This is a genomic window from Bradyrhizobium sp. Pha-3, from assembly GCF_042258615.1.
Lineage (GTDB): Bacteria > Pseudomonadota > Alphaproteobacteria > Rhizobiales > Xanthobacteraceae > Bradyrhizobium.
This window is the reverse complement of the sequence record NZ_CP170152.1, coordinates 2,856,404-2,881,803: the sequence shown is the minus strand read 5'-3', so window position 1 is coordinate 2,881,803 and position 25,400 is coordinate 2,856,404. Positions and strand designations below refer to the sequence as shown.

Here is a 25,400-nt window from a genome sequence, read left to right as displayed (position 1 = left end):
AATCATCGGGTGACGCGCCTACAATCCCTTGATGATCCCGGCGTCGATCAACAGGCGGTTGAAGCGGCGCGCTTCTGCGCCGTCCTTGCAGGAATAGAACGCGCCGCCACAGCGAAGCATGATCGCCTTCTGCTCCTCGAACGACGGATCGAGCGGAATGCCCGCGGCTTCCTGAATCACCAACGGCAGATAGGCGGCGTCGATCGTGTCCATCGCCGTCGGGCTCTTCACCGGTTCGAAGTTGATGGCGTCGATCGCGTAATATGTCGCGTAGTAGCGCGGATCGTAGTCCATCAGCTTCTTGCCTATGCCGGCCTCGTCGAGCCCGGGATCGAGCAGCTGCGGCGAGAACTCCGGCTGATGATCGCCGTAGCGCACGATCAGGAACGGCTGCGCCGGAAACTTCTTCTTCAGTGCGGCAACAAAGCCGGCATAGTCGTTGGCGCTCATCGTCTGCCGGCGCAGATATTCGTCGATCGACGGCGTGTTGCCCGGCCGCTTCCATGCCGGCAGCAGTTCGGGGCGGAATTTCGTCTCCCACGGGAAATGATTGGCGGCGAGATAGACGAAGGTGAACAGCGGCGTGCCGAGCGTCTTCTGCTCGGCCATCAGCTTCATCGCCTTGTCGTAGAAGAAGCTGTCGGGTTCGACGTCCTTCGCATGCAAATCATGCGCGTCGTAGAATTGCTGGATGCCGGTCGTGGTCTGGAAGCTGCGCGCGCTCATGAAGGCGCCGAACGCCGGATAGAGCGACAGCGTGTCGTAGCCGCAGCGGCGCAGCGCCAGCGGCAGGCCGCGCTCGACCCGGCCCGATGCGATGCGGGTGACGAAATAGGCGAACCGGCCGAACGAGCGCGAGGACAATCCCGCCAGCACGTTGTACTCGGTGAACCAGCTCGGTCCGCCATTGCTCTCGGCGAGGAATTTTCGTTCGACACCGTCGTAGGACTTGAACTGGCTGCCGTAGCCCGACGGAACCTTGACGCCGGAAGCAGCCCGGATGTCGAAGCTCGATTCATCATGGATCATGATGATGTTCGGCCGCCGTCCGACGGGGTGGCAGGCGTCGACCAGGGGCATCTTGAGCTGGTCGCTCGCACTCGGATCCGACTCCATGAAGCCATAGGCGACGAAGTCTGACACCGCCGTCACGCCGGAGCGCGCGAATTTCGACAGATAGCCGTCGTCGTAATAGCCGCGCCAGGCCTCGTCCGGCCAGGCGAAGGCATAGCCCGAGAGCGCCGCGGTGCAGGCAAGGCAGGCGGCCGCGGCCGGCAGGCGGCGGATGCGGAACGGATCGAGCCACCACAGCGCATACATCAGGGGCAGCGTGACGAGGCCGGCGCCGATGATCGACCAGCGCAGGTTCGGAAAGATCGTGAGCAGGAACGCTGCGGTGTCGCGATCGATCACCATCAGGTCGACAAAGTTCGCGGTCATCTGCACCACGTCGTGCTTGAACCGCGACAGCAGCACCAGCACCACGACGAGCGTCAGCGACAGCGCGCCCGACAGCGCCGGCCGGCGCAGCAGCGCAATGAACAGGAAGTTCAGAATTCCCCAGGAGAGCAGGAAGCAGAGCCGCGAGCCGAAATCGGTCTCGGTCCGCAGCATCACGATCAGCGCGCCGAGATGCGGCGCAGCGACCGCCAGCAACCGCCAGATGCCGATCGCGGCGAGACCGCCGGCCAGCGCGGCAACCGAAGAGTTCTGCTGAGGCGCGGGCGCCATGGGCGGGACGCAATACAACCCGGCGCAATGGCACGGCCTTGACTGGCAATGGCCAGGAGGCACACCGCACAGCCGGTGTCTGCGCCGTGTCATGAAACCGTAATTGAATCGTCATGAACGCGCAATGAATTTGCCCGCCCTGGGTACACCCGGCCGGCGCGACGCGCCTCAGGCCTTCGCCGCAGGCCTTGCAATGCCGGCGATAAAGAGGTCGACGATGTCGGCGGCCATCTGCTCGGCCTCCGCTTCGACGACTCCCCAGCGCGGCAAATGGCCGTCGATATGCATCCGCGCAAAGCCATAAACCAGCGCGCGGCCGGCGATCTGGACCTGCTTCAGGTCGCGCGCCGCGAGCTGCCCCGCCGAAAAGGCCTCCGCCAGCGTGCGCTCGGTCAGGCCGATCAACTCCGCATTGTCGCTGGAGACGCCGGCCGAGCGGTCGTGGTCGAAGAAGCGGCGGCTGGAGATGATCTCGAAATGGGTCGGGTTCTTCATCGCCCAGCGCAGATAGGCGATCCCGAGGCAGCGAAAGCGGCCGAGCGGATCGCCTGATGGCGCATCGGCCAGCGCCGTCTCGATCTCGGCGCGGAAGCGGCGCTGCGCCTCCTCGGCCACCGCATGCATCAGGGCATCCCGGCTCGGAAAATGCCGGAACGGCGCGCCCGGCGAAACCCCGGCGCGGCGGGCAGCCTCGCGGACGCTGACCGCCTCCGGCCCGCCCTCGCCGACCAGCTGCATGGCAGCCTCGATCAGGACCCGGCGGAGGTCGCCGTGGTGGTACGACTTGGCCGCCGGCGCCCGCGCCGCGGGCGGACGCGGCTTGGCGGACCGGCGTGCGATCGGCGGATTCTTGGCGGGGCGGCGCATGGCGCTTTGGCTCTTTGATTGAGCATGATCTTCTCGGAAAACCGCTTCGCACTTTTCCGGATCATGCTCTAGCATCACCCGCTTGTGAATGTAAGCAATGATTACACGGATTGACCGCGCTCCATCGCGAAATGTAACTGGCGATTACATAAACGATGGGAGGCAGGATATGACGACACGTCGAAACTGGTTCGAGGGATGGCGGCTGTTCGGCCTGCTCACCCTGACCCTGATCGGGCTTTCGATCTGGATCGCCGCGATGCGGCAGTTCGAGGTCGAGGGCGTGCGGATGGTGATCCGTTTCACGGCGCGGACCTCGCTGCTTTTCTTCTGCCTCGCCTTTTCCGCGGCGGCGCTGGCGCGGCTCTGGCCGAACGGCTGGACGCACTGGCAGCGCCGCAACCGCCGATATCTCGGCGTCACCTTCGCCGCCTCGCACGCCATCCACGCGGTCGCGATATCAGCGTTCGCAATGCTCGATCCAGCCGGCTTCGCCGCCGCAACCTCTGCAGTCTCCTACATCTTCGGCGGCATCGGCTATCTCGTCATCATCGCGCTGACCGCGACCTCGTTCGATCGCACGGCTGCGCTGCTGGGCACGCACGCCTGGCGCAGGCTGCATCTGATCGGCGGCTACTATCTGCTGCTGCAGTTCACGGTCTCGTTCGGCAAGCGGATTCCCGAGATGCCGCTCTACGCGCTGTTCCTCGTGCCGCTCGCCACGGTGTTCGCGCTCAGGATGATCAGCATGGCCGCGCGGCCCGCGCCACGTCAGGCACAGGCGAGCTGAAATCAGGCCGCCTCACACCAGGTGAAACTTGCGGCCGAGCCGGCGATGAACCGACAGCACCGCGCGGTCGACGTCGCTGATCAGGCTGTCGCCGAGCACGACGTTCGGAATCTCCCAGTTGCGCCCGACCTGCCCATCGGGCAGCGCGGCGACCGCCGGCACGCGGGCGGTCTCGCAGCCGGGCTGGGCGCGCAGCGCGTCCTCCGCAAGCTGGGTCAGTTCGTCCTGGCTCTTTCCGTCAGTCATGACCCCGGTCCTGACTCCGGAAGATGGCTCACTGATGGCCGAGGTTTTCCAGTTCCTTGGCACGGACTTCCGTCATGCTGCGCATGCATTCGCCGGCATCGAGCCGGGCGATGGTGCCCTCGCCGAGGTCGTAATACAGGCAGTTGGCGTCACGGTACTGGATCCAAAACCGTTGCGCGGTGCGCAGCTGTTCGCGCTGCTTGTCGCCGGCGGCATCTTTCAGCGCCTGCTGATAGGCGACGTTCATCCGTTTGTCCCACTGCGCGGTCTTGGCCTTGAGGCACTCGACCATCTGGTAGGTGCTGCCGTCGCAGGACTGCTCTCCATCGCCCTGGTCGCCGGCCCAGGCCGATGGGGTGGCGATGATGAAAACGGCCGCAACCAGGGGCCTGAGCCTGCACACGCCTGTCGTCGGAGCCGATGTCATGCCGCCTTCCCTTTCCGATGGATGCCGTAGCCGGGCCATACGTTAGTGCGGCCGTAGCACATCCCGTTCATATCAACCGCACCGCGGCTGGCCTTCCCGATCCGCGCAGGATATTTCATGGGCGTGGAGGAACCATGCGGCGCGCGGTGACGCCTGCGATCGTTCTGGCCGTGTTCGGCCTGCTCGTCGGTGGGCTCTTTCGCTATGCCTTCGACGAATCCAACGAAGCCTCCGTCGCGAACTATGTGCGCAGCGCCCTCGACGGCGCCGCCCTCACTCTGATCGTCTGGGCCACGCATCTCTATCTGACTACGCGCAGCGGCTGGCTGCGGCGGCGACCGCTCGTCGTCGAGTTGATCGCCCGCTCCGTGATCCTCGCCGTGATCGTCGCGGCCGCCTCGATTGTGCTGGAGGTCGTGCTCTACGGGCATGGCGTCGAGGCGAAGTGGATTCGCGAGACTTTCTTCAAGATTATCGGTGTCGGCCTGCTGCTGTCGATCCCGGTCACCACGATCTACGAACTGGTCCGGATGATCGGCGGCCATACGCTGCTCAGCATCGTGCTCGGACGCTACCGCCAGCCGGTGCGCGAGGAACGCGTGCTGCTGTTCCTCGACCTGGTCGGCTCGACGACGCTGGCGGAGGCGATGGGCGAGCTGCGCGTGCAGGAGCTGTTGACGCGCTTCTTCTTCGACATCGATGAGCCGATCGTGGCGCATGGCGGCGAGGTTCATGCCTATGTCGGCGACGAGGTCATCGTGACCTGGCCGGCCGACACGGGCCAGCCGTCGCGGCGCTACCTCGACTGCGTGTTCGCGATCGAAGACCGCCTCGCCAAGCGGGCCGACCATTATCGCAAGGAGTTCGGCGTGGTGCCGGCGTTTCGTGCCGGCCTGCATGCCGGCCCTGTCGTCATCAGCGAATGCGGCGACTCGCGGCGGCAGATCGCCTATTTCGGCGACACCGTGAACGTCACGGCGCGGCTGCAGGCGCATTGCAAGGAGGCCGGCCGGCCGCTGCTGATCTCGGGCGAGCTACGTCGCCTGCTGCCCCCGGACCCGGATTTTGTCATCGAGCCGCTCGGCTCGACGCAATTGCGCGGGCGCGCTGCTTCGATCGACCTGTTTGCCGTCGCGCGGCGCGCATCGTCCTAAACAATCCCTTAAGACGTACTGCCATTGCGGCGAAAGCACCAATTGAGCCTTGTCCGGTCGTCGCCCGTTAAGGATGCGATGGGCCCGTATTTGCACCGGGTTCCACCTTAACGCAGGTGTAAGACGACGCCATGCATGGTGCACGGACAGGTGTCATTCAACAAAAACAAGGTCGCCCATCGATGGCGCAACAGGCGTCACAATCGATTATTGCCGAACTCGAGGATGCGGTCCGGGACGGGACATCCGCCAAACGCGTGCAGACGCTGCGGCAGGTCACCGATCTGTTCCTGAACGACGGCGACCGCCTCAACGATGAACAGGTCAAGGTGTTCGACGACGTGCTCTGCCTGCTCGTCGCGCGCGTCGAGACGCGTGCGCGGGCCGAGCTCAGCAAGCGGCTCGCGCCGCTCGACTATGCGCCGTTTGAGGTGATTCAGCATCTCGCCTGGGACGACGACATCGGCGTCGCCGGCGACGTGCTGACCCACTCCAGCCGCCTCTCGAACGACGCACTGCGCGAGATCGCCGCCAGCAAGGGCCAGGACCATCTGTTCGCGATCTCGGCGCGGGAGAACCTGCCGGCTTCCGTCACCGACGTGATCATCGATCGCGGCGAGGACAAGGTGATCCGGCGTCTCGCCAAGAACGCCGGCGCGCAGTTCTCCGACAACGGCTATTCCTCGATCGTCGCCCGCGCCGAAGGCGACGACGAGCTGGTCGAGATCCTCGGGCTGCGTATCGATATTCCGGCCAAGCTGCTGCGCGACCTGCTGCAGCGCGCCAAGGAAACGGTGCGCGCGCGCCTGCTCGCGCTCGCATCGCCCAGGGCACGCGAGGAGATCAGCCAGGTGCTGAACGACATCGCGCAGGAAGAGGCCGCCGCCCCGCGCCGCAACTACGGCATCGCCGAAGAGCTGGTCAAGCTGATGAAGCAGCTGAACGAGCTCGACGATGTGGCGGTCTACAAATTCGCCGAAGACGGCAAGTTCGACGAGGTCACGGTTGCGCTCGCCGTTCTCAACGACATGCCGATCGCAATGATCGAGCGCCTGATGCTCGGGCTGCGCTCCGACCTGCTGCTGATCCCGTGCCGCTCGGCGCGGCTCAACTGGCCGACGGTCGAAACCATCCTGCGCAAGCGGCCGCTGCCGCATCAGATCGACCATGCGACGCTCGAGATCGCGCACCGCGATTACAGGCGGCTGTCGCTGGAAACCGCACAGCGCACCGTGCGGTTCTGGCAGCTGCACAACAGGATCGAGAAGCAGCCGATGGCGGCCGGTTAGCGGCCGCTGCTTCCTCGCGACAAAGAAAAAGGGTGGGCAACGCGCCCACCCTTTTTGATTCGATGCGTAGGGTGGGTTAGCGAAGCGTAACCCACCACGTCTCCGCGGAACGAATTGGTGGGTGACGCTTTCGCCTAACCCACCCTACACGCCCGAGCTTAGTTCTTGCTCTTGTCGACCAGCGCGCCCTTCTTGATCCAGGGCATCATGTCGCGCAGCTTGGCGCCGACTTCCTCGATCGGATGCTGGGCGAGCTTGGCACGGGTCGCCTTGAACGAGGTCTGGTTGACCTTGTTCTCCAGCATCCAGTCGCGGGCGAACTTGCCGCCCTGGATATCGGCGAGCACGCGCTTCATCTCCGCCTTGGTCTCGGCCGTGACGATGCGCGGACCGGTGACATACTCGCCGTATTCGGCGGTGTTGGAGATCGAGTAGTTCATGTTGGCGATGCCGCCTTCATAGATCAGGTCGACGATCAGCTTCACTTCGTGCAGGCACTCGAAATAGGCCATCTCCGGCGCGTAGCCGGCCTCGACCAGCGTCTCGTAGCCGCCCTTGATCAGCTCGACCAGGCCGCCGCAGAGCACCACCTGCTCGCCGAACAGGTCGGTCTCGCACTCTTCCTTGAAGGTGGTCTCGATGATGCCGGCACGGCCGCCGCCGATCGCCGAGGCGTAGCTGAGGCCGAGGTCATGGGCGTTGCCCGACGAATCCTTGGCGATCGCGATCAGGCAGGGCACGCCGCCGCCGCGCTGATATTCCGAGCGCACGGTATGGCCGGGGCCCTTCGGCGCGATCATCAGCACGTCGAGGTCGGCACGCGGATCGAGCAGGTTGAAGTGCACGTTGAGGCCGTGGGCGAACACGAGCGCCGCGCCCTTCTTCATGTTGTCGTGCAGGTGCTCGCGATAGATGTCGCCCTGCAGCTCGTCCGGGGTCAGCATCATGACGAGGTCGGCCCACTTGGCGGCCTCGGCGACTTCCATCACCTTGAAGCCGGCGTTCTCGGCCTTCTTGGCCGAGGCCGAACCCTTGCGCAGCGCAATCGCCACTTCCTTGACGCCGGAATCCTTCAGGTTCAGCGCGTGGGCGTGGCCCTGGCTGCCGTAGCCGACGATGGCGACCTTCTTGCCCTTGATCAGGTTCAGGTCGGCATCGCGATCGTAGTAAACTCGCATCGTGTTTTCCTCGTTTGAAGGGGGCCAAAATCGGCCGATGAATCAGGCTTTCGGAAGGTCAGAACCGCCGGGCGCCCGCGAATTTCCGGCGTTGTCTAGAGCATTTTCCCCCTCAGGGGAAACCCCCATCTCGCATGGCGCGGTGCGGCATCATGCGTCCATGAAGACCGGGTAGAGCGAGGCCAGCAGCAGGATGGCCATGATTACGTTGAAGGCACGGATCGCCCGGGGCGAGGTCAGGACCGGCCGCAGGGCGGTGCCGAACAGCGCCCAGACGATGCAGGAGAGCGTCCCCAGGACCAGGCTCAGGCCGACCTGGATCGCGATGTTCCAGGGGAAGGCGGCAATCGCCGCATAGGCCGTGATGGTGCCGATCACCATCACCCAGCCCTTGGCATTGATCCACTGGAACATGGCCGCGCCCCAGAAGGTCATGGGACCGCGGCCGGCCTTGTCGTCCTTGTCCGCCGAGGGCGGCTCGGCCATGGCGATGACGGCCGCGAGATAGACCAGATAGGCGATACCGCCATATTTGAGGATCGTCTGCAGCACCGGATAGGCAGTGAAGACCGCCCCGAGCCCGACGCCGATCGCGCCGACCATGAAGGCGAAGCCGACCGTAATGCCGGCGATGTGGGGCACCGTGCGGCGGAAGCCGTGGGTCAGCCCCGACGACAGCAGCATGATGTTGTTGGGCCCCGGCGTGAAGAACATCACGACGGCAAACACGACAAAGGCGAACAGCAGCGAATGCGACATGGTGCCCTCACGCGACTTTCGGCAGAGCTTTTGGCCGCTTCGACAGCAGCATCACGGCGATGCCGGCGATGACCGTGAGCATGCCGGCGAGCCGCAGCGGCCCGAACCTCTCGCCGAACACGATGCTGGAAGCGGCGGAGCCGACGAACGGCACCAGCAGCGCGAACGGCACCACCTGTGCCGCCGGATAATCCCTGAGCAGCCGGCCCCACAGCCAATAGGCGATGCTGGTGGAAACGGTGCCGACAAACAGCATCGAGATAATGCCGGCCGGCGACAGATGCGACAGCGCCTGCCACATCGGCTTCGCGCCCAGCGTCAGCAGCGACAGGCCGAACAGCGGGATCGCGGCACACAGGCACAGCCATGCGAACAGGTCGAACATGCGCGCGCCCTGCGCCGGCCGCAGCAGCAGGTTTCCGATTGCGAACGAGATCGGCGAGATCATCAGGATGGCAAAGGCGGTGACGCTGAAATCGTATCCGACGGTGCCGCAGATCATCAGCAGGCCGATCGCGGCGATGGCGATGCCGACGGTCTGCAAGCGCGACGGCAATTCGCCGAACAAAACCGCGGCAAAGCCGATGGTGAACAGCGCCTGGCTCTGCACGATCACGCTGGTAAGCCCGACCGGCATGCCATGCGCGATGGCGACGGATTGCGCAAGGAACTGGCCGAGGAACAAGGTGAGGCTGATTCCGATCAAAAGCGGCCACGAGACTTGACTTGGCCTCGGCAGGAACAGGCACGGCACCGCCGCGATGCCGAAGCGCAGTGCCGTCATCAATTCAGGCGGCAGCTCATCGAGCGCGATCCGGCTCGCGACGAACGCAAGTCCCCAGATCACCGCGACCATGACGGCGATGCCAACATCGGCCGGCTTCATTGTTCTTCTTCTTTGGTTCGGTTTGGCTCTGTCGATGCGAGGATCTAGATCTGTTCGTCCGGCTTCGGTTTGCGCAGCAGATAGGTGCCGTGCAGCGGCGCGTGGTAGTCGGCGGTGACCAGCGTGAAACCGGTCTCGATCAGCATGCGCTCCATCACCCAGCCGAAGGTCGAGTATTCGTCGCGCATGTGGGTCATCACGCTTTCGCGCTCGAAATCGTGATTCTTGATCGAGAAATCGGCCCAACCCTCGACATCGCGATCGACCCCGTCGGGCATGCTGACGAACACCATGTCGCGCAGATAGAAATTCGCGCCGGGCTTCAGCGCGTTGAAGATCCGCGACAGCGCCACCGCTTTCCAGAAGTCCGGCAGATGATGCAGCGTGAACTCGCTGACGATGAGGTCATAGGAGTTCGGCTGATAGGCAAAGGACAACAGCCCGGCCGGCTGGGTCCGGATCTTCGCCTTGCGGTCCCGCGCATAGATTTCAGCAAGCCCGATCATTGCCGGCGAGATGTCGATGGCGTCGACCGCGGCGCCCATCAGCGCCGCCTCGGTCGCCAGCACGCCGTTGCCGCAGCCGATATCGGCGATCCGCCAACCCGGCTTGACGCCGAGCATAGTCAGCGCCTGGCGGGCCCGGGCGTCGCTGTCCTCGCTGACGTCATAGATCGAGGCAACCGCGGTATCGAGACCGACCTGCCGCCGTTGCGTGTAGTACCAGTCGCGCGCCAACATGATTCACATCCCTTCCGGCCCACGCGTGATCGCGGCCACCCCGGTTCGTGACACCTCGACCAGGCCCAGCGGGCGCATCAGGTCGATGAACTGACTGATCTTGGACGAGTTGCCCGTGATCTCGAACACGAAGCTCTCGGTCGTGGCATCGATCACCCGGGCGCGGAACGCGTCCGCCAGCCGCAGCGCCTCGACCCGGTGATCGCCACCGCCCCTCACCTTGACCATCGCAAGCTCGCGCTCGATCGAGCTGCCGGTCAGCGTCATGTCGACGACGCGGTAGACCGGGATCATGCGGTCGAGCTGATGCTTGATCTGCTGGATCACCATCGGCGTGCCCGTGGTGACGATGGTGATCCGCGAGAGGTGTTTCTGGCTCTCGGTTTCCGAAACCGTGAGACTCTCGATGTTGTAACCGCGGCCGGAGAACAGCCCGATCACGCGCGCGAGCACGCCGGGCTCGTTCTGCACGAGGACGGACAGCGTGTGCGTCTCGTTCGGATCGTGACGCTCTTCGAGGAAGTAGGCGGATGCGGGCTGGTTCATTGGTCGTCCCCTTGCATTCTCTTCACGCCACCGCCCGCTGGGCGGACGGCGCAGCATCCGTCCCGATCCAGGTTCGGAACAGATCGAAATCGATATTGCCGCCGCTCAGGATCAGGCCGACCCGCTTGCCGGCGAGCTTGCTCTTTTCCTGCAGCGCGGCTGCGAGCGCCGCAGCGCCTGCGCCCTCGACGAGATTGTGGGTGTCGGTCCAGTAGGCACGGATCGCCTGCCCGAGCTCGTCGTCGGTGACCTGCACGATGCGGGAGGCGCCCTTGCGGATCAGGGCGAATGCATCCGCGTCCGGAATCCGCGTCGCCATGCCGTCGGCAAAGGTGTTGCAGGTCTCGGTGGTCACGATCTTTCCGGCCGCAAGCGACAGCGCGTAGGACGGCGCCTCGGTCGACTGCACGCCGACGATCTCGGTCTTCAGGCCGAGCAGGTCGCGCGCCATGATGCATCCGGAGATGCCGGAGCCCTGCCCGATCGGCACATAGAGAATGTCGAGGTCGGGCGCGGTGCGGAATAATTCCAGCGCGTAGGTCGCGACACCCAGGACCAGGTCCGGATGGAACGACGGCACCATGTGCAGGCCGGCGAACTGGGCACGGCGCTCGGCCTCTTCGCGCGCGGCCTGAAAGTCCTCGCCGTGCTCGACGAGCTCGGCACCGAACGCGTGCATGGCGCGGTTCTTCTCGACCGAATTGCCGCGCGGCACGTAGATCACGGCCGGCACGCCATGGCGGCTCGCGGCAAATGCCAGGCTCTGGCCGTGATTGCCGCGCGTCGCCGAGATGATGCCGGGCACATCGGGCCGCTCGCGCTTCAGCCGCTCGAGATAGACCAGGCCGCCGCGCACCTTGAAGGCGCCGATCGGCGTGTGGTTCTCATGCTTGACCACGACCTCGGTGCCGAGCCGGTCGGCCAGCAACGGCCAGGCATGAGCCGGCGTCGCCGGCACCGCGGTGCCGACGATCCTGTGCGCGCGCTCGAGCTCGTTGAGGTCAAACATGGGAGCCGCCCTCCATCCGAGCGTGCGATAGGCTCCCTCGCCCCGCTCTTCGCGGGGAGAGGGTTGGGGTGAGGGGCTGCCTCCAAGGCAATGGTGAGAGACGGACTCGCGGAGACTCCCCCTCACCCGGATTGCGCTGACGCGCAATCCGACCTCTCCCCGCAAGCGGGGCGAGGTGAAGAGAGAGTGCTCCGCGCCGATCCATCATCACACCAGCGCCTTGCCGCCGGCGAAGGCCTTGGCGGTGGCCTCGTCGGTCGCTTCTTCCGGCAGCAGCATCTCGTTGTGCGCCTTGCCCGACGGGATCATCGGGAAGCAGTTCTCCAGCGCCGCGACGCGGCAGTCGAACAGCACCGGGCGCTTGATCGAGATCATCTCCTTGATCGCGCCGTCGAGATCGGACGGCTTGGTCGCCTGCAAGCCGACGCAGCCGTAGGCGTCGGCGAGCTTCACGAAGTCCGGCAGCGCCTCGGAGTACGAATGCGACAGGCGGTTGCCGTGCAGCAGCTGCTGCCACTGCCGCACCATGCCCATGTACTGGTTGTTCAGGATGAAGATCTTGATCGGCAGCTCGAACTGAACCGCCGTCGACATCTCCTGGATCGTCATCTGCACCGAGGCGTCGCCGGCGATGTCGATCACCAGGCTGTCCGGATGCGCCACCTGCACGCCGACCGCGGCCGGCAGGCCGTAGCCCATGGTGCCGAGACCGCCCGAGGTCATCCAGCGATGCGGGTCCTCGAAGCCGAAGAACTGCGCCGCCCACATCTGGTGCTGACCGACTTCGGTCGTGATGTAGGTGTCCTTGCCGCGGGTCAGCTCGAACAGGCGCTGGATCGCGTATTGCGGCAGGATGATATCGTTGTTCTTCCGGTAGGACAGCGAGTTGCGCGCGCGCCATTGCGCGATCTGCTGCCACCACGCCTTGATGTCGGGCTTCTTGGCCTCCGCCTTGAACACCTGCAGCAGGTCGCCGAGCACATTGCCGGCGTCGCCGATGATCGGCACGTCGACGCGGATGTTCTTGTTGATCGAGGACGGGTCGATATCGATGTGGATCTTCTTCGAGCCCGGCGAGAACGCATCGACGCGGCCGGTGATGCGGTCGTCGAAGCGCGCGCCGACGCACAGCATGACGTCGCAATCATGCATCGTCATGTTGGCCTCATAGGTGCCGTGCATGCCCAGCATGCCGAGCCAGTTCGGTCCCGACGCCGGATAGGCGCCCAGCCCCATCAGGGTCGAGGTGATCGGGAAGCCGGTCGCCTCCACCAGCTGACGCAGCAGTTGCGAGGCCTCCGGACCCGAATTGATCACGCCGCCGCCGGAATAGATCACGGGACGTTTTGCATTGGCGAGCAGCGCCACCGCCTTGCGGATCTGGGTCGCATCGCCCTTCACGCGCGGCGTGTAGGAGATGTGAACGTCCGACTTGCGCGGCGGATGATAGGTGCCGGTCGCGAACTGCACGTCCTTCGGCACGTCGACCAGCACCGGACCGGGGCGGCCGGTGGTGGCGACATAGAAGGCTTCGTGCAGCACCCTGGCGAGGTCGTTGACGTCGCGCACCAGCCAGTTGTGCTTGGTGGCGGGCCGCGTGATGCCGACGGTGTCGCATTCCTGGAAGGCGTCGTTGCCGATCAGATGGGTCGGCACCTGGCCGGTGATGCAGACCAGCGGGATCGAGTCCATCAGCGCGTCGGTCAGCGGCGTCACCATGTTGGTGGCGCCGGGCCCCGACGTCACCAGCACCACGCCGGGCTTGCCGGTCGAGCGGGCATAGCCTTCGGCGGCATGGCCGGCACCCTGCTCGTGGCGGACCAGGATGTGCTCGACTTCGCTTTGCTGGAAAATCTCGTCGTAGATCGGAAGCACCGCGCCGCCGGGATAGCCGAAGACATGCTGCACGCCGTGATCGATGAGCGCGCGCACGATCATCGCGGCGCCGGTCATCTGATTGGGATCGTGGCTCTTGTCGGTCATGGTTCGCTCCGGATGCGCTTGTTTTTGCGCGGCTTTTGTCAGTTCTCGTCAGTTCTGCTTCGGGCAATAAAAAGGGGCCCCAGAGGCCCCATGCACACCGCCCGAATTTGGATGGCCGCTAGCCATCCCCGGCGGTGTGCCTGGGTACGACGGCGATAAGCAGTTTGGTAATAATGTTGCGCACGAGAGGACCCAGTCTTCCCAAAGGTTGCGCGAACATAGCGGCCAAAGCCCGAATGTCAAGGCAAGGCAAGCAATTTCGCGATTTTTGAAGTGTAACGGGGTTCCAGCCGTTCGGCGAGCGTTTTTGCGCGGCGCAACGCGCATGGCAGACGGGCGCGCGGCGGCGCCGCAGTCCGAGAGGCCGTAGCCCGGATGGAGCGAAGCGCAATCCGGGGGCGGCGTCTCCGCGGAGGAGGCTCCCGGATTGCGCTGCGCTCCATCCGGGCTACGGGATAAGACCCTCCAGCCACTCCCTCGCCGCCTCAGGCGCGACCCATTCGAATTCCGGGAGCTGGTGGCGAAACCAGGTGAACTGGCGTTTGGCGTAGTGGCGGGTGTCGGCCCGGCCGACCTCGGCGGCCTCCTCCCGGCTGATCTCTCCCTTGAGGTGCCGGATCAGCGCCGGAACGCCATGGGCCTTCATGGCCGGCAGCAGCGGATCGAGCCCGCGCGCGGCCAGCGCCGCGACCTCGTCGAGCGCGCCTCCATCGAGCATCACGCCGAACCGCGCGTCGATCCGCGCATAGAGCCGCTCGCGCTCCGGCGCGAGAAACAGCGCGTGGAATTGGCCCGGCGGCAGCAGCGGCGGCAGGCCATCGCGATGCCAGTCCGGCAGCGGGCGGCCGGTGGCCTGGACGACCTCGAGCGCCCGCGCGATGCGGGTGCGGTCGCGCGGCTTCAGCCGTTCGGCCGACACCGGATCGCGCAGTGCAAGCTCGGCATGCAGAGCCTCGACGCCATGCTGCTCCAGCCTTGCGCGGACGCCGTCGCGCACATCAGGCGGGATCGGCGGCACCGCCGATAGCCCGCGCGTCAGCGCCTTGAAATACAGGCCCGAACCGCCGATCAAGATTGGCAACCGTCCCTGCTGACGCGCCTCACTCAGCACTTTTGCCGCGTCGGTCACCCAGGCCCCCGCGGAGAAATTCAAGCCGGCGTCGACATGGCCATAGAGCCTGTGCGGAACCTGTGCCTCCTCGGCGGCGGTCGGCCGCGCGGTGATGATCCGGAGGTCGCGATAGACCTGCATGGAGTCGGTGTTGATCACGACCCCGCCGGTCCGCTGCGCAAGCTCGAGCGCCAGCGCCGACTTGCCGCTGGCGGTCGGCCCTGCGATAAGCACTGCCTTGTCCAACAATCCTGAATGCGCCTGCATGTCCCTCGTTGCCACGCTGATCTGCAATCCTGCAAGCCCCGCGCTCGACTCCACCATCGTCGACGGCGCGCGGGCCGTGCTGCCCTCACCTGGCCCGGCGCAGTGGCTGTTCAACGAAGTCGCCGTCGATATTCCGTTCGAGCGTCAGGACGCCAGCAGGGACGACATCAAGGCCATCGAGGAGCGGCTGCGCCAGGCCCGCGGCGACCTGCCGATCGACATTGTCGTGCAGCCTCGGATCGGCCGGCGCAAGAAGCTTTTTCTGGCCGACATGGATTCGACCATGATCGGCCAGGAGTGCATCGACGAGCTCGCCGACTTCGCCGGGCTGAAGGCTCATGTCGCTGCCATTACCGAGCGCGCGATGCGCGGCGAGATCGAGTTCGAGTCCGCGCTGCGCGAGCGCGTCGCGCTGCTCAAGGGCCTGCCGGTCGGCGTCGTCGACGAGGTGCTGGAGAAGCGCATCACGCCGACGCCGGGCGGCCGCGCGCTGGTCATGACCATGCGCGCGCACGGCGCCTATACCTGCCTGATCTCCGGCGGCTTCACCCTGTTCACCAAGGTGGTCGCGGAGAACATCGGCTTCCAGGAAAACCGCGCCAACCGGTTGCAGGTCGCGGACGGCAAGTTGACCGGCGAAGTGGTCGAGCCGATCCTCGGCCGTGCCACCAAGCTCGCCACCCTGGTCGAGCTGACAGAATCCTTCGACCTCGACGACATCGACACGCTGGTCACGGGCGACGGTGCCAACGATCTCGGCATGATCCAGGCCGCAGGTCTCGGCGTCGCCTATCACGCCAAGCCCGCGGTCGCAGCCGCCGCGGCGGCGCGGATCGATCACGGCGACCTCACCGCGCTGCTGTATGCGCAGGGCTATCGGCGGGATGAATTCGTCGAGAGCTAACTGATTACTGGCTCGTCATGCCCGGGCTTGACCCGGGCATCCATCTCACTTCGCAAAAGCTTCGTCAGGTGATGGATTGCCGGGTCAAGCCCGGCAATGACCACAGTCTTACTGCACGCCGAGCGCGACGAAGCGCAGTTCGCCGTCGCCGTTCGAAACCAGCAGCAGCACCGACTTCTTGCCGTCCTTCTTCAGCTGGTCGACGCGCTTCTTGATGTCGGCGGCGCTGGACACCGCCTCCTGCGCCACCTCGACGATGACGTCGCCGGCTGACAGCCGCTTCTCGGCCGCGTCGGAGGCATTGTCGACGCCGGTGACGACGACGCCCTTCACGCTGTCCTTGATCTTGTACTTGGTGCGCAGATCCTTGCTCAACGCCGCCAGGTCGAGACCGAGCGCCTTCTGGGTCACCAGCTTCTCGGCGGTGTCGTCCTTGGGCTTGGCATTGGCCTGCTGCACCTTGTCGTTGTCCTCGAGCCGGCCGAGCGTGACCTTGCGGGTCTCTTCATTGCCCTTGCGAATGATGACGACGTCGACTTCCTTGCCGACCGCGGTGTCGGCGACAACGCGTGACAGATCCTTGGGGTCCTTGACGTCCTTGCCGTCGAACTTGACGACGACGTCGCCGGGCTCGATGCCGGCCGGCTTGGCCGGGCCCTTGTCGTCGACACCGGCAACCAGCGCGCCGCGTGCCGGCTTGATGTTGAGGCTGTCGGCGATCTCGTCGGTGACCTGCTGGATGCGCACGCCGAGCCAGCCGCGGCGCAGCTCGCCGAACTTCTGCAACTGGTCGACGACGCCGGCCACCGTCTTCGACGGCACGGCGAAACCGAGGCCGATCGAGCCGCCGGTCGGGGAGATGATCAGCGTGTTGACGCCGATCACCTCGCCATCGAGGTTGAACAGCGGGCCGCCGGAATTGCCGCGATTGATGGCGGCGTCGGTCTGGATGTAGCTGTCATACGGGCCCTGGCTGATGTCGCGGTTCTTGGCCGAGACGATGCCCGCGGTCACCGTGCCGCCGAGACTGAACGGGTTGCCGATCGCGACCACCCAGTCGCCGAGGCGGATCTTGTCGCTGTCGCCGAACTTGACCGCGGTAAGCGGCTTCGGCGGCTTGAACTTCAGCACCGCGAGGTCGGTCTTCTTGTCGACCCCGACCAGTTCGGCCTTGATCTTGGTGCCGTCGTTGAGGATGACGTTGATCTCGTCGGCATCGGCGATGACGTGGTTGTTGGTGACGACGATACCCGCAGTGTCGACGATGAAGCCCGAGCCGAGCGAGTTGGTCTTGCGCGGCTGGAACTCGCCGCTCTTGTCGCCGCCCTTGCCAGGCGGGCCGCGGCGATTCTTGAAGAAGTCGTCGAAGAATTCCTCGAACGGCGAGCCGGGCGGCAATTGCGGCATCGTCCGGTCCTTGGCCTCGATCGTCTGCGACGTCGAGATGTTGACGACGGCGTCGATCACCTTCTCGGCGATGTCGGCTATGCCCTCGGGGCCGCGTGCGGACGCCGGCCCGGAGCTCAGCATGCTCGCAGCACCGATTGAGATCGCAGCTCCCATCATGCGGAGGCGACGGCTCAGGGCTGGTCTGGCAGCGGTCATGTCGGAAATTCTCCAGGCAAACAGGTTCAAATTAGCTGATCGCAGAGTGCGCCCGAACGGGCATATGGCGCAAGCATCTCAGCCGGGCATTCCGGCGAAAAACCTGCTGCGAGAGGCTCACGATTATGTTCAGTCTTGTTTGTCATTCCGGGATGGTCCGAAGGACCAGACCTCAGGGGCGCAATTGCGCCCTGGGGAATCTCGAGGTTCCCCGGAGCGCAATTGCGCTCCTGAGGTTCATGCTTCGCATGCCCCGGAACGACAGCTAAATCTAGCGCCGCACCAGCCAGATCAGGATCAGTCCCGCGACCGCCGAGCCGATGCCGACGATGCGCAGGATGTTGTCGGGCGTGGCCAGCGCGCTCTTCATCGCGCGGCGCATCCAGGCGGGGCTTGCCGCAAACAGGATGCCTTCGAGCACGAACAGGATTCCCAACCCGATGAGGAAGTCGCCGAACGCTATGGACTTCATCGGATGGCAGCCTCCCGCTCGATGCTTGTTGTTGTTGAGTGGCGGCGACGCGGTGTCCGCATCGCCGCCAAATCTTGATATTCAGGTCGTGGTGTTCAAGTCGTGACGTTCAGATCTTGACGTTACTGTTTCGGCGCGGCGGCCGCCTCAGGCGCCTTGCCGTTCGCATTGCCGAAGTATCTGAAGAATTCCGAGTCCGGCCGCAACAGGAAACGTGTGTCGCCGGAACGCAGACTATTCTCATAGGCCGTCATCGAGCGATAGAACGCGAAGAAGTCCTTGTCCTTGCCATAGGCCTCGGCGAACAGGCGGTTGCGCTCGGCATCGCCCGCACCGCGGGTTTGCTCCGCGGTCGAGTTCGCCTCGGCGACAATCACCGTTGCTTCGCGGTCGGCCTTGGAGCGGATCTCCTGCGCCTTCTGGTCGCCCTGGGCACGGAACTCGGCCGCTTCGCGCTGACGCTCGGACTTCATCCGGTCGTACACCGCCTGGCTGTTCTGCTCCGGCAGGTCGGCGCGGCGGATCCGGACGTCGACGACCTCGATGCCGTAGCCGTCAGCCTCCTTGTCGAGCTGCTCGCGAATCCGTGCCATCAGCTTCTCGCGCTCGTCACGCACCACCGTGATGAAGGTGACCTCGCCGAGCACGCGGCGCAGCGCAGCGTTGAGCAGCGTCGTCAGCTGCAGATTGGCGGCCTGGATAGAGCCGACGCTGGTGTAGTAGCGCAGCGCATTCTTGATGCGATAGCGCGCGAAGGCGTCGACCACCAGCCGCTTCTGGTCGGAGGCGATCACCTCCTGCGACGGGTTTTCGAGATCGAGGATGCGCTTGTCGACGTTGATCACCGAATTCCACGGCGCCTTGAAGTGCAGGCCGGGATCGGTGACGACCTCAACCGGCTCGCCGAACCGCAGCACGATGGTCTGCTCGGTCTGCGCCACGGTGAACATCGAGCTGTAGCCGACGGCGAGCACGATGAAGAGGATGATCAGGGACACAATGCCGGTGACAGGGGACCTCATCGGGTGGCTCCCTGCTGCTGGCCGGTCGTGGCCGGCGCTGCCGGCGGACGCCGCGGCGTCAGTTCGCCGAGCGGAAGGTAGGGCACGATGTTCTGGCCCTGGCCGCCGTCATAGACCAGCTTCTCGGAGCTGCCGAGCACGCGTTCCATGGTCTCAAGATAGATGCGCTCGCGCGTCACTTCGGGTGCCTTCTTGTATTCATCATAGACTTTCAGGAAGCGTGCGCTCTGGCCCTTGGCCTCGGCGACCGCCTGCTCCTTGTAGCCCTCGGCGGCCTGCAGGATCTGCGCGGAACGACCACGCGCTTCCGGAACGATCCGGTTGGCGTAGGTCTGCGCCTCGTTCTGCTTGCGCTCGAGGTCGGAGCGCGCCGCCTGCACATCGCGGAATGCGTCGATCACCTGCGCCGGCGGATCGACCTTCTGCATCTGCACCTGGGTGATCTGGATGCCCGCGCTGTAATTGTCGAGCGTCTTCTGCATCAGCTCCTGGACGTTCTGCTCGGTGACGTTGCGCGCCCCGGTCAGGATCGGCTGGATCTGCGAGCGGCCGATCACCTCACGCATCGCGCTTTCGGCAACCGCCTTCACGGTGCCTTCGGGATTCTGGATGTTGAACAGGTAGGCGCCGGCCCCGCCCGGCTTGATGCGCCAGAGCACGGTGAAGTCGACGTCGACGATGTTCTCGTCGCCGGTCAGCATCAGGCTCTCTTCCGGCACGTCACGCATGGTGCGGCCGCGCCGTGCGGGATCGTCGATCAGGGTCATGCCGATCGAGATCGTGTTGACGCGCAGCGCCTTCGGCAGCAGCACCGTCTCGATCGGGTACGGCAGATGATAGCGCAGGCCCGGCTGGGCATCGCGGACGTATTTGCCGAAGCGCAGCACGACGCCGAGCTCTTCGGACTGGACGCGGAAGATCCCGGTCGCAAACCAGATCGCCAGCGCGGCGACCAGCACCAGCGCGATGCCCATGCCGCTGAAATGACCGCCGGGCAACCACTGCTGCAGCCGGTCCTGGCCGCGCCGCAGCAGATCCTCAAGATCCGGCGGCCTTGGCCCGGCTGACTGCGGACCTGTGCCCCATGGTCCTTTCGGACCCGAGCCCCATGGCCCCCCGCCTTGATTTTTCCACGGCATCAAACATCTCCTCGGCAAGTCCGGACGGGACGCCCGGCCTCGAATGTCCGGCCCGGTTATAGGGGACCGCTCAGGCCCTTACAACGCAAGCTTCCTTGCCGGACGAGCTATGCGCCGGGGCATAATTGTCAATGCAAACATTGGTTAACCCCGGCCGCGCCGACGATATGTCACATAGGAGAAGTCGGCGCTGTCGCCCTCGCCTGCCGGATTTCGCACGCGCGCGACCTCGTCCCACTCTTTCGCGTCGATTGTGTCGAACCGTGTGTCGCCGTCCGGCCGGGCGTGAACCTCGGTGATCTCCAGGCGATCGGCCGTGCCCATCCATTGCGCATAGATCTCCGCGCCACCGATGACGGCAATTTCAGTGGCGAAACGCCGCAGCGCGTCACCAAGCGCGATGGCGCGGGCGTTCTCGAACGACGTGGTGACGATGGCGCCGCGCGCGCGGTAGTTCGCATCGCGCGTCACCACGATATTGGTGCGACCCGGAAGCGGTCTGCGCAGGGATTCGAACGTCTTGCGTCCCATCACGACGGGCTTGTTCAGCGTGATTGCCTTGAAGCGCTGCTGATCGGTCTTCAGCCGCCACGGGATTGCGTTGGCATTTCCGATCACGCCGTTCTCGGCGACCGCAACGACGAGCACGATCTCCATCAGCGCGCTCCTTCCGCGAGCGCCGACAGCGCCTCGCCGGAGACGCGGCAAATCGTCCACTCGTCCATCATCTCGGCGCCGAGCGACTTGTAGAAGGCGATCGACGGCGCGTTCCAGTCGAGCACCGCCCACTGCAGGCGCGCCCAGCCATTGGCGAGGCATTGCTTCGCCAGATGCACCAGGAGCGCCTTGCCGATGCCCTTGCCGCGCAGCGCCGGGCGCACGAAGAGATCTTCGAGATAGATGCCGTGGCGGCCGGCGAAGGTCGAGAAGTTGACGAACCAGACCGCGAAGCCGGCCGGCTCGCCGTTCCATTCGGCGATGTCGCAAGTAAGCCGCGGGTTCGTTCCGAACAGCGCGTCAGCGATGTCAGCCTCGCTGGCGTGGACCTCGTGCAGGAGCTTTTCGTAGTCGGCGAGCTCGCGGACCAGCGAGAACACCAGTCCGGCCTCATCGGGCCGCGCGCGGCGGATGGTCAGCGACATGCAATCCCTCAGACCGCGACTTCAGCCTTGATGTGCGGATGCGGGTCGTAACCCTCGAGCTTGAAGTCCTCGTAGCGGAACGCGAAGATATCCTTCACGTCGGGATTGATCGCCATCGTCGGCAACGGCCGCGTCGGCCGCGTCAATTGCAACCGCGCCTGTTCGAGGTGGTTCGAGTAGAGATGCGCGTCGCCCAGCGAGTGCACGAAATCTCCGGGCTTGAGGCCGGTCACCTGCGCCACCATCATGGTCAGCAGCGCATAGGAGGCGATGTTGAAGGGCACGCCGAGGAAGACGTCGGCCGAGCGCTGATAGAGCTGGCAGGACAACTTGCCGTTCGCGACATAGAACTGGAACAGGCAGTGGCACGGCGGCAGCGCCATCTTGTCGACCTCGGCCGGATTCCAGGCGCTGACGATCAGCCGCCGCGAATCCGGATTGCGCTTGATCATCTCGATCACACCAGCGATCTGGTCGATGCTGCGGCCATCGGGCGCCGGCCACGACCGCCATTGCGAGCCGTAGACCGGGCCGAGATCGCCATTGGCGTCGGCCCATTCGTCCCAGATCGTGACGCCGTTGTCGTTGAGATATTTGATGTTGGTGTCGCCGGCGAGGAACCAGAGCAGCTCGTGCACGATCGCCTTCAGCGGCAACCGCTTGGTGGTCAGCATCGGGAAGCCGGCCGACAGGTTGAAGCGCATCTGGTGGCCGAAGATCGACAGCGTGCCGGTGCCGGTGCGGTCGTGCTTCTCCGCGCCATCGGCGAGGATGCGTTCGAGCAGGTCGTGATACTGGTTCATGGCGTTGGTTTCGGACCCTTCGGGGGAAGCGGCGAACTTAACGGCCGAGGCTGCCAACCGACATGCCGATTCGGCTGATTGCACCGATTATACCCCGAAAAATGAGCACCCTTGAGCCAAACGACAAGGGGCGGAACTTGCGTTCCGCCCCTGCCCTATCCGATTGATCGCGTTGGCTTAACTTGCCGGCTTGAGCACCGGGGTCCACTTCGCGATCTCGCTTTTGACGAGGGTCGCGAGCGCCTCCGGCGTGCGGTTGGCGGGCGCCGGGATCACGCTGCCGAGCTCGAGCAGCCGCTTGCGCACGTTGTCGTCGTCGAGCGCCTTGATGGCCGCGGCATTCAGCGTGGCGATGATCGCGGGCGAAGTTCCCTTCGGCGCGAAGATCGCGTTCCAGGCTTGGGCCTGGAACGCCGGCAAGCCGGCCTCTGCCGTGGTCGGGACATTGGGCAGCGACGGATTGCGCTCGGGGGTGGCGATCGCATAGGCCTTGATGGTGCCGGCGTTGATCTGCGGCACCGCGTTGACGATCTGGTCGCACATGTAATCGACCTGGCCGCCGACCAGTGCATTCATGGCAGGGCCGGTGCCGTTGAACGGCACGCCCACCGGCTTGACGTCGAGGATCGAGTTCAGCAACTCGCAGGACGCGTGCGAGACCGAACCGATGCCGGCATGCGCGGCGTTGACCTTGTCGGCATTGGCCTTCACGTAGGCGACGAATTCCTTCAGGTCCTTCGGCGGGAAATCCTTGCGGGCAAGGATCAGGATCGGCGTGCCGGCGAGCAGCGCGACGGGTTCGAAATCCTTTTCCGGGTGATAGGCGAGTTTCGGATAGAGCGGCACCGACGCCGCGTGCGTGCCCATATGTCCGGTGACCAGCGTGTAGCCATCATTGGCGGCGCGTGCGGCGCGCGTCGTCGCCGTGGTGCCGCCGGCGCCGACCACGTTCTCGATGACGATGCTCTGTCCGAGCGTCTGCGCCATGTGCGCGGTGACGATGCGCGAGATGACGTCGGTCGGACCGCCGGCTGCGAACGGCACGATCATGGTGATGGTGCGGGTCGGATAGGTTTGCGCGGAGGCCGGCACGGCGAATGCGCCCAGCGCGGCAAATGCCGAAAGGCATGCGCCCGCAAGCGAGCGAACGGACATTATCTCAATTCCTCCCGGGAACGTTTTGACCAAATAAAAATGCCGGCCAAATCGGCCGGCATTTTCATTTCATGAGACGACATCGAGTGTCGATTCGACTTCCGCCTGCGGCGCGCCGACGCAGGGCCGGCTGAGCGTACTCAGCCCTCGGACTCCACGAACACTTCGTCGCGCTTGGCACGCAAGGTCGGCAGCACGGCGAGCACCAGCAGACCCGCCGCGATCGCCAGCAGCACTGCCGACAGCGGCCGCGACAGGAACACGCTCCAGTCGCCGCGCGAGATCAGGAGTGCGCGACGCAGGTTCTCTTCCATCAGCGGGCCCAGCACCATGCCGAGCAGCAGCGGTGCCGGCTCGAAATCGTGCTTGATCAGCCAGTAGCCGACCAGACCGAACGCGCCTGCGAGCACGACGTCGACCGGCGCGTTGTTCACCGAGTAGATGCCGATTGCGCAGAACACCACGATCGAGGGGAACATCAGCCGGTACGGCACGCGCAGCAGACGGACCCAGATGCCGACCAGCGGCAGGTTGATGATGATCAGCATCAGGTTGCCGATCCACATCGAGGCGATCATGCCCCAGACCAGGTCAGGCTGCTTCACCATCACCTGTGGACCCGGCACGATACCGTGAATGGTCATCGCACCGACCATCAGCGCCATCACCGCATTCGGCGGGATGCCGAGGGTAAGCAACGGGATGAACGAGGTCTGCGCTGCGGCGTTGTTGGCGCTCTCCGGCGCCGCCACGCCCTCGATCGCACCGCGGCCGAACCGCGACGGATCCTTTGCCAGCTTCTTCTCCAGCGTGTAGGCCGCGAACGAGGCGATCACGGCGCCGCCGCCCGGCAGGATGCCGAGGATCGAGCCGAGCACGGTGCCGCGGATGATCGCCGGCGTGGAATCCACCAGATCCTTTCTGGTCGGCATCAGACCGGTGATCTTCTGCTGGACCAGGTCGCGGCTCACCTCGGCACCCGCGTCGAGGTTGCGGATGATCTCCGCAAAGCCGAACACGCCCATCGCCACCGTCGCGAAGCCGAGACCGTCGGCAAGCTCGGGGATGTTGAAGGCCATGCGCGAGGCGCCGGTCTCGATGTCGGAGCCGACCATCGACAGCAACAGGCCGAACACGATCATCGCGATCGCCTTCAGCACCGAGCCCTTGGCGAGCACCACCGCAAAAATCAGGCCGAGCACCATCAACGAGAAATATTCGGCCGGTCCGAACGCCAGCGCGAGCTTGGTCAGCGGCGCGCCGAGCACGGCGATCAGCACGGTCGCGACGCAACCGGCGAAGAACGAGCCGATCGCAGCGATCGCGAGCGCCGGGCCGGCGCGGCCCTGTCGCGCCATCTGGTGGCCGTCGAGCGCGGTGACAACGGAGGTCGCCTCACCCGGAATATTGACCAGGATCGAGGTGGTCGAGCCGCCATACTGGGCGCCGTAATAGATGCCGGCGAGCATGATCAGCGCGCCGACCGGCGGCAGGCCGAAGGTGATGGGCAGCAGCATCGCGACGGTCGCGATGGTGCCGATGCCCGGCAACACGCCGACCAGCGTGCCGACCAGCGCACCGATCAGACACATCAGAAGATTGATCGGCGAGAACGCGACCACGAAACCGTGGGCGAGATTGGCAAACAGTTCCATCACGCCCTCACTGAATCAGGAAACGCGGGAACATCGGCATCGGAAGTCCCAGCACGTAGGGGAAAAGCAGCGCGCAACCGAGCGTCAGGCAGCCGCCGACGATGATGGCCTCGAGCCATTTCGTCTCATGCGAGCCCATCGCCGCGATCAGGAAGGCGGCAAAGGCGGAGACGACGAGCCCGAGCGGGCGGATCGCCACTGCGAAGAACACGATTGCCGCCGACACGAACAGCGGCCCGCGCCAGGAATAGGCCGCGATCTGCGGACCATCCTGCAAAACTCCCACCAGCGCGACAGCGCCGCCGAGCAACAGCAGCAGCACGGCGAACATGCGCGGCGCGGTTCCGGCGCCGAACGAGAATCCGTGCATGCCCTGCAGATCGCTGGAGGCCCACAGGGCAAACAGCGCAACCGCCATCATGGCGAGCCCGCCGACAAAGTCCTGCGGACCGCGTACCCATTCAGGCAAGATCGATTTGACCGGCGCCTCGCTCGGCGTATCGCTCATGACTTCGCTTCC

Annotated in this window: 26 protein-coding genes; 4 read left to right on the top strand and 22 right to left on the bottom strand. The window is 65.1% G+C overall.

All coding sequences use genetic code 11. From position 1 onward, the window contains the following. Positions 1-18: 18 nt before the first annotated feature. Together ACE10Z_RS13490 and ACE10Z_RS13485 are read right to left on the bottom strand one after the other, a co-directional pair. Positions 19-1,731 carry a sulfatase-like hydrolase/transferase gene (locus ACE10Z_RS13490; protein ID WP_375788344.1) on the bottom strand — a complete coding sequence of 571 codons (1,713 nt, stop codon included), beginning with the start codon at positions 1,729-1,731 and terminating at the stop codon, positions 19-21. Positions 1,732-1,899: 168 nt separating this feature from the next. Beyond that, positions 1,900-2,598 (bottom strand): TetR/AcrR family transcriptional regulator, encoded by a 699-nt coding sequence (locus ACE10Z_RS13485; RefSeq protein WP_375788343.1) that lies wholly within the window; start codon positions 2,596-2,598, stop codon positions 1,900-1,902. Positions 2,599-2,767: 169 nt separating this feature from the next. On the opposite strand from ACE10Z_RS13485, the gene ACE10Z_RS13480 reads away from it, so the two are divergent. Continuing rightward, the gene (locus ACE10Z_RS13480) at positions 2,768-3,388 is read left to right on the top strand and encodes a hypothetical protein (RefSeq protein ID WP_375788342.1); all 621 of its coding nucleotides are present in this window, start codon (positions 2,768-2,770) and stop codon (positions 3,386-3,388) included. A 12-nt stretch (positions 3,389-3,400) separates the two neighbouring features. Here ACE10Z_RS13480 and ACE10Z_RS13475 read toward each other — a convergent pair whose 3' ends face one another. Further along, the gene (locus ACE10Z_RS13475) at positions 3,401-3,634 is read right to left on the bottom strand and encodes a hypothetical protein (RefSeq protein WP_375788341.1); all 234 of its coding nucleotides are present in this window, start codon (positions 3,632-3,634) and stop codon (positions 3,401-3,403) included. Between the two features lie 28 nt (positions 3,635-3,662). Then, positions 3,663-4,061, bottom strand: a complete 399-nt coding sequence (locus ACE10Z_RS13470) for a lysozyme inhibitor LprI family protein (RefSeq protein ID WP_375788340.1) — start codon at positions 4,059-4,061, stop codon at positions 3,663-3,665. Between the two features lie 134 nt (positions 4,062-4,195). Between ACE10Z_RS13470 and ACE10Z_RS13465 the strand changes: the two genes are divergently transcribed. Together ACE10Z_RS13465 and ACE10Z_RS13460 are read left to right on the top strand one after the other, a co-directional pair. Then, entirely contained in the window at positions 4,196-5,215 is a 1,020-nt protein-coding gene (locus ACE10Z_RS13465; RefSeq protein WP_375788339.1) for an adenylate/guanylate cyclase domain-containing protein, read from the top strand. Positions 5,216-5,397: 182 nt separating this feature from the next. Then, complete coding sequence (locus ACE10Z_RS13460) at positions 5,398-6,504, top strand: DUF2336 domain-containing protein (RefSeq protein ID WP_375788338.1); 1,107 nt, start codon at positions 5,398-5,400, stop codon at positions 6,502-6,504. Positions 6,505-6,662: 158 nt separating this feature from the next. On the opposite strand, the gene ilvC is transcribed toward ACE10Z_RS13460, so the two are convergent. From ilvC to miaA, 8 genes are all read right to left on the bottom strand, one after another. Beyond that, positions 6,663-7,682, bottom strand: coding sequence for a ketol-acid reductoisomerase (gene ilvC, locus ACE10Z_RS13455; RefSeq protein ID WP_028342350.1), 1,020 nt, complete (start codon positions 7,680-7,682; stop codon positions 6,663-6,665). Positions 7,683-7,832: 150 nt separating this feature from the next. Then, complete coding sequence (locus ACE10Z_RS13450) at positions 7,833-8,441, bottom strand: LysE family translocator (RefSeq protein ID WP_375788337.1); 609 nt, start codon at positions 8,439-8,441, stop codon at positions 7,833-7,835. Positions 8,442-8,448: 7 nt separating this feature from the next. Beyond that, positions 8,449-9,327 carry an EamA family transporter gene (locus ACE10Z_RS13445; protein WP_375788336.1) on the bottom strand — a complete coding sequence of 293 codons (879 nt, stop codon included), beginning with the start codon at positions 9,325-9,327 and terminating at the stop codon, positions 8,449-8,451. Positions 9,328-9,371: 44 nt separating this feature from the next. Next, positions 9,372-10,067, bottom strand: coding sequence for a class I SAM-dependent methyltransferase (locus tag ACE10Z_RS13440; RefSeq protein WP_375788335.1), 696 nt, complete (start codon positions 10,065-10,067; stop codon positions 9,372-9,374). A gap of 3 nt (positions 10,068-10,070) precedes the next feature. After that, positions 10,071-10,613, bottom strand: coding sequence for an acetolactate synthase small subunit (gene ilvN / locus ACE10Z_RS13435; protein WP_016841057.1), 543 nt, complete (start codon positions 10,611-10,613; stop codon positions 10,071-10,073). A gap of 22 nt (positions 10,614-10,635) precedes the next feature. Further along, positions 10,636-11,622 (bottom strand): threonine dehydratase, encoded by a 987-nt coding sequence (locus tag ACE10Z_RS13430; RefSeq protein WP_375788334.1) that lies wholly within the window; start codon positions 11,620-11,622, stop codon positions 10,636-10,638. 207 nt (positions 11,623-11,829) lie between these two features. Beyond that, a complete protein-coding gene (locus ACE10Z_RS13425) occupies positions 11,830-13,605 on the bottom strand; it encodes an acetolactate synthase 3 large subunit (protein WP_375788333.1) in 1,776 nt (591 codons plus the stop codon). Between the two features lie 448 nt (positions 13,606-14,053). Beyond that, positions 14,054-14,983 (bottom strand): tRNA (adenosine(37)-N6)-dimethylallyltransferase MiaA, encoded by a 930-nt coding sequence (gene miaA, locus ACE10Z_RS13420; protein ID WP_375788332.1) that lies wholly within the window; start codon positions 14,981-14,983, stop codon positions 14,054-14,056. Between miaA and serB the strand changes: the two genes are divergently transcribed. Then, entirely contained in the window at positions 14,982-15,887 is a 906-nt protein-coding gene (gene serB / locus ACE10Z_RS13415) for a phosphoserine phosphatase SerB (RefSeq protein ID WP_375788331.1), read from the top strand. The genes miaA and serB overlap by 2 nt on opposite strands. Before the next feature lie 108 nt (positions 15,888-15,995). On the opposite strand, the gene ACE10Z_RS13410 is transcribed toward serB, so the two are convergent. The 10 genes from ACE10Z_RS13410 to ACE10Z_RS13365 all read right to left on the bottom strand — a co-directional run bounded on the left by ACE10Z_RS13410 (position 15,996) and on the right by ACE10Z_RS13365 (position 25,388). Next, entirely contained in the window at positions 15,996-17,492 is a 1,497-nt protein-coding gene (locus ACE10Z_RS13410; protein ID WP_375788330.1) for a Do family serine endopeptidase, read from the bottom strand. Positions 17,493-17,763: 271 nt separating this feature from the next. Beyond that, positions 17,764-17,964, bottom strand: a complete 201-nt coding sequence (locus tag ACE10Z_RS13405; RefSeq protein WP_092115850.1) for a DUF2065 domain-containing protein — start codon at positions 17,962-17,964, stop codon at positions 17,764-17,766. A 122-nt stretch (positions 17,965-18,086) separates the two neighbouring features. After that, entirely contained in the window at positions 18,087-18,986 is a 900-nt protein-coding gene (gene hflC / locus ACE10Z_RS13400; RefSeq protein WP_375788329.1) for a protease modulator HflC, read from the bottom strand. Further along, positions 18,983-20,125, bottom strand: coding sequence for an FtsH protease activity modulator HflK (gene hflK / locus ACE10Z_RS13395; RefSeq protein WP_223975533.1), 1,143 nt, complete (start codon positions 20,123-20,125; stop codon positions 18,983-18,985). Before hflK ends, hflC begins: the two co-directional genes overlap by 4 nt. 144 nt (positions 20,126-20,269) lie before the next feature. Then, positions 20,270-20,782 carry a dihydrofolate reductase gene (locus ACE10Z_RS13390; protein ID WP_375788328.1) on the bottom strand — a complete coding sequence of 171 codons (513 nt, stop codon included), beginning with the start codon at positions 20,780-20,782 and terminating at the stop codon, positions 20,270-20,272. After that, a complete protein-coding gene (locus tag ACE10Z_RS13385) occupies positions 20,782-21,267 on the bottom strand; it encodes a GNAT family N-acetyltransferase (protein ID WP_375788327.1) in 486 nt (161 codons plus the stop codon). The genes ACE10Z_RS13390 and ACE10Z_RS13385 overlap by 1 nt, the downstream gene beginning before the upstream one ends. A gap of 8 nt (positions 21,268-21,275) precedes the next feature. Continuing rightward, positions 21,276-22,070 carry a thymidylate synthase gene (locus tag ACE10Z_RS13380; protein WP_375788326.1) on the bottom strand — a complete coding sequence of 265 codons (795 nt, stop codon included), beginning with the start codon at positions 22,068-22,070 and terminating at the stop codon, positions 21,276-21,278. A 177-nt stretch (positions 22,071-22,247) separates the two neighbouring features. Further along, positions 22,248-23,228, bottom strand: coding sequence for a tripartite tricarboxylate transporter substrate binding protein BugD (locus ACE10Z_RS13375; protein ID WP_375789822.1), 981 nt, complete (start codon positions 23,226-23,228; stop codon positions 22,248-22,250). A 137-nt stretch (positions 23,229-23,365) separates the two neighbouring features. After that, complete coding sequence (locus ACE10Z_RS13370; protein ID WP_375788325.1) at positions 23,366-24,880, bottom strand: tripartite tricarboxylate transporter permease; 1,515 nt, start codon at positions 24,878-24,880, stop codon at positions 23,366-23,368. Positions 24,881-24,887: 7 nt separating this feature from the next. Then, positions 24,888-25,388: a tripartite tricarboxylate transporter TctB family protein gene (locus ACE10Z_RS13365; RefSeq protein WP_375788324.1), complete on the bottom strand. Its 501-nt coding sequence runs from the start codon at positions 25,386-25,388 to the stop codon at positions 24,888-24,890. Positions 25,389-25,400: the final 12 nt, after the last annotated feature.

Coding starts and splice junctions, on each gene's coding strand:
- ACE10Z_RS13490 (WP_375788344.1), bottom strand. CDS start 1,731: ATGGCGCCCGCGCCTCAGCAGAACTCTTCGGTTGCCGCGCTGGCCGGC.
- ACE10Z_RS13485 (WP_375788343.1), bottom strand. CDS start 2,598: ATGCGCCGCCCCGCCAAGAATCCGCCGATCGCACGCCGGTCCGCCAAG.
- ACE10Z_RS13480 (WP_375788342.1), top strand. CDS start 2,768: ATGACGACACGTCGAAACTGGTTCGAGGGATGGCGGCTGTTCGGCCTG.
- ACE10Z_RS13475 (WP_375788341.1), bottom strand. CDS start 3,634: ATGACTGACGGAAAGAGCCAGGACGAACTGACCCAGCTTGCGGAGGAC.
- ACE10Z_RS13470 (WP_375788340.1), bottom strand. CDS start 4,061: ATGACATCGGCTCCGACGACAGGCGTGTGCAGGCTCAGGCCCCTGGTT.
- ACE10Z_RS13465 (WP_375788339.1), top strand. CDS start 4,196: ATGCGGCGCGCGGTGACGCCTGCGATCGTTCTGGCCGTGTTCGGCCTG.
- ACE10Z_RS13460 (WP_375788338.1), top strand. CDS start 5,398: ATGGCGCAACAGGCGTCACAATCGATTATTGCCGAACTCGAGGATGCG.
- ilvC (WP_028342350.1), bottom strand. CDS start 7,682: ATGCGAGTTTACTACGATCGCGATGCCGACCTGAACCTGATCAAGGGC.
- ACE10Z_RS13450 (WP_375788337.1), bottom strand. CDS start 8,441: ATGTCGCATTCGCTGCTGTTCGCCTTTGTCGTGTTTGCCGTCGTGATG.
- ACE10Z_RS13445 (WP_375788336.1), bottom strand. CDS start 9,327: ATGAAGCCGGCCGATGTTGGCATCGCCGTCATGGTCGCGGTGATCTGG.
- ACE10Z_RS13440 (WP_375788335.1), bottom strand. CDS start 10,067: ATGTTGGCGCGCGACTGGTACTACACGCAACGGCGGCAGGTCGGTCTC.
- ilvN (WP_016841057.1), bottom strand. CDS start 10,613: ATGAACCAGCCCGCATCCGCCTACTTCCTCGAAGAGCGTCACGATCCG.
- ACE10Z_RS13430 (WP_375788334.1), bottom strand. CDS start 11,622: ATGTTTGACCTCAACGAGCTCGAGCGCGCGCACAGGATCGTCGGCACC.
- ACE10Z_RS13425 (WP_375788333.1), bottom strand. CDS start 13,605: ATGACCGACAAGAGCCACGATCCCAATCAGATGACCGGCGCCGCGATG.
- serB (WP_375788331.1), top strand. CDS start 14,982: ATGTCCCTCGTTGCCACGCTGATCTGCAATCCTGCAAGCCCCGCGCTC.
- miaA (WP_375788332.1), bottom strand. CDS start 14,983: ATGCAGGCGCATTCAGGATTGTTGGACAAGGCAGTGCTTATCGCAGGG.
- ACE10Z_RS13410 (WP_375788330.1), bottom strand. CDS start 17,492: ATGACCGCTGCCAGACCAGCCCTGAGCCGTCGCCTCCGCATGATGGGA.
- ACE10Z_RS13405 (WP_092115850.1), bottom strand. CDS start 17,964: ATGAAGTCCATAGCGTTCGGCGACTTCCTCATCGGGTTGGGAATCCTG.
- hflC (WP_375788329.1), bottom strand. CDS start 18,986: ATGAGGTCCCCTGTCACCGGCATTGTGTCCCTGATCATCCTCTTCATC.
- hflK (WP_223975533.1), bottom strand. CDS start 20,125: ATGCCGTGGAAAAATCAAGGCGGGGGGCCATGGGGCTCGGGTCCGAAA.
- ACE10Z_RS13390 (WP_375788328.1), bottom strand. CDS start 20,782: ATGGAGATCGTGCTCGTCGTTGCGGTCGCCGAGAACGGCGTGATCGGA.
- ACE10Z_RS13385 (WP_375788327.1), bottom strand. CDS start 21,267: ATGTCGCTGACCATCCGCCGCGCGCGGCCCGATGAGGCCGGACTGGTG.
- ACE10Z_RS13380 (WP_375788326.1), bottom strand. CDS start 22,070: ATGAACCAGTATCACGACCTGCTCGAACGCATCCTCGCCGATGGCGCG.
- ACE10Z_RS13370 (WP_375788325.1), bottom strand. CDS start 24,880: ATGGAACTGTTTGCCAATCTCGCCCACGGTTTCGTGGTCGCGTTCTCG.
- ACE10Z_RS13365 (WP_375788324.1), bottom strand. CDS start 25,388: ATGAGCGATACGCCGAGCGAGGCGCCGGTCAAATCGATCTTGCCTGAA.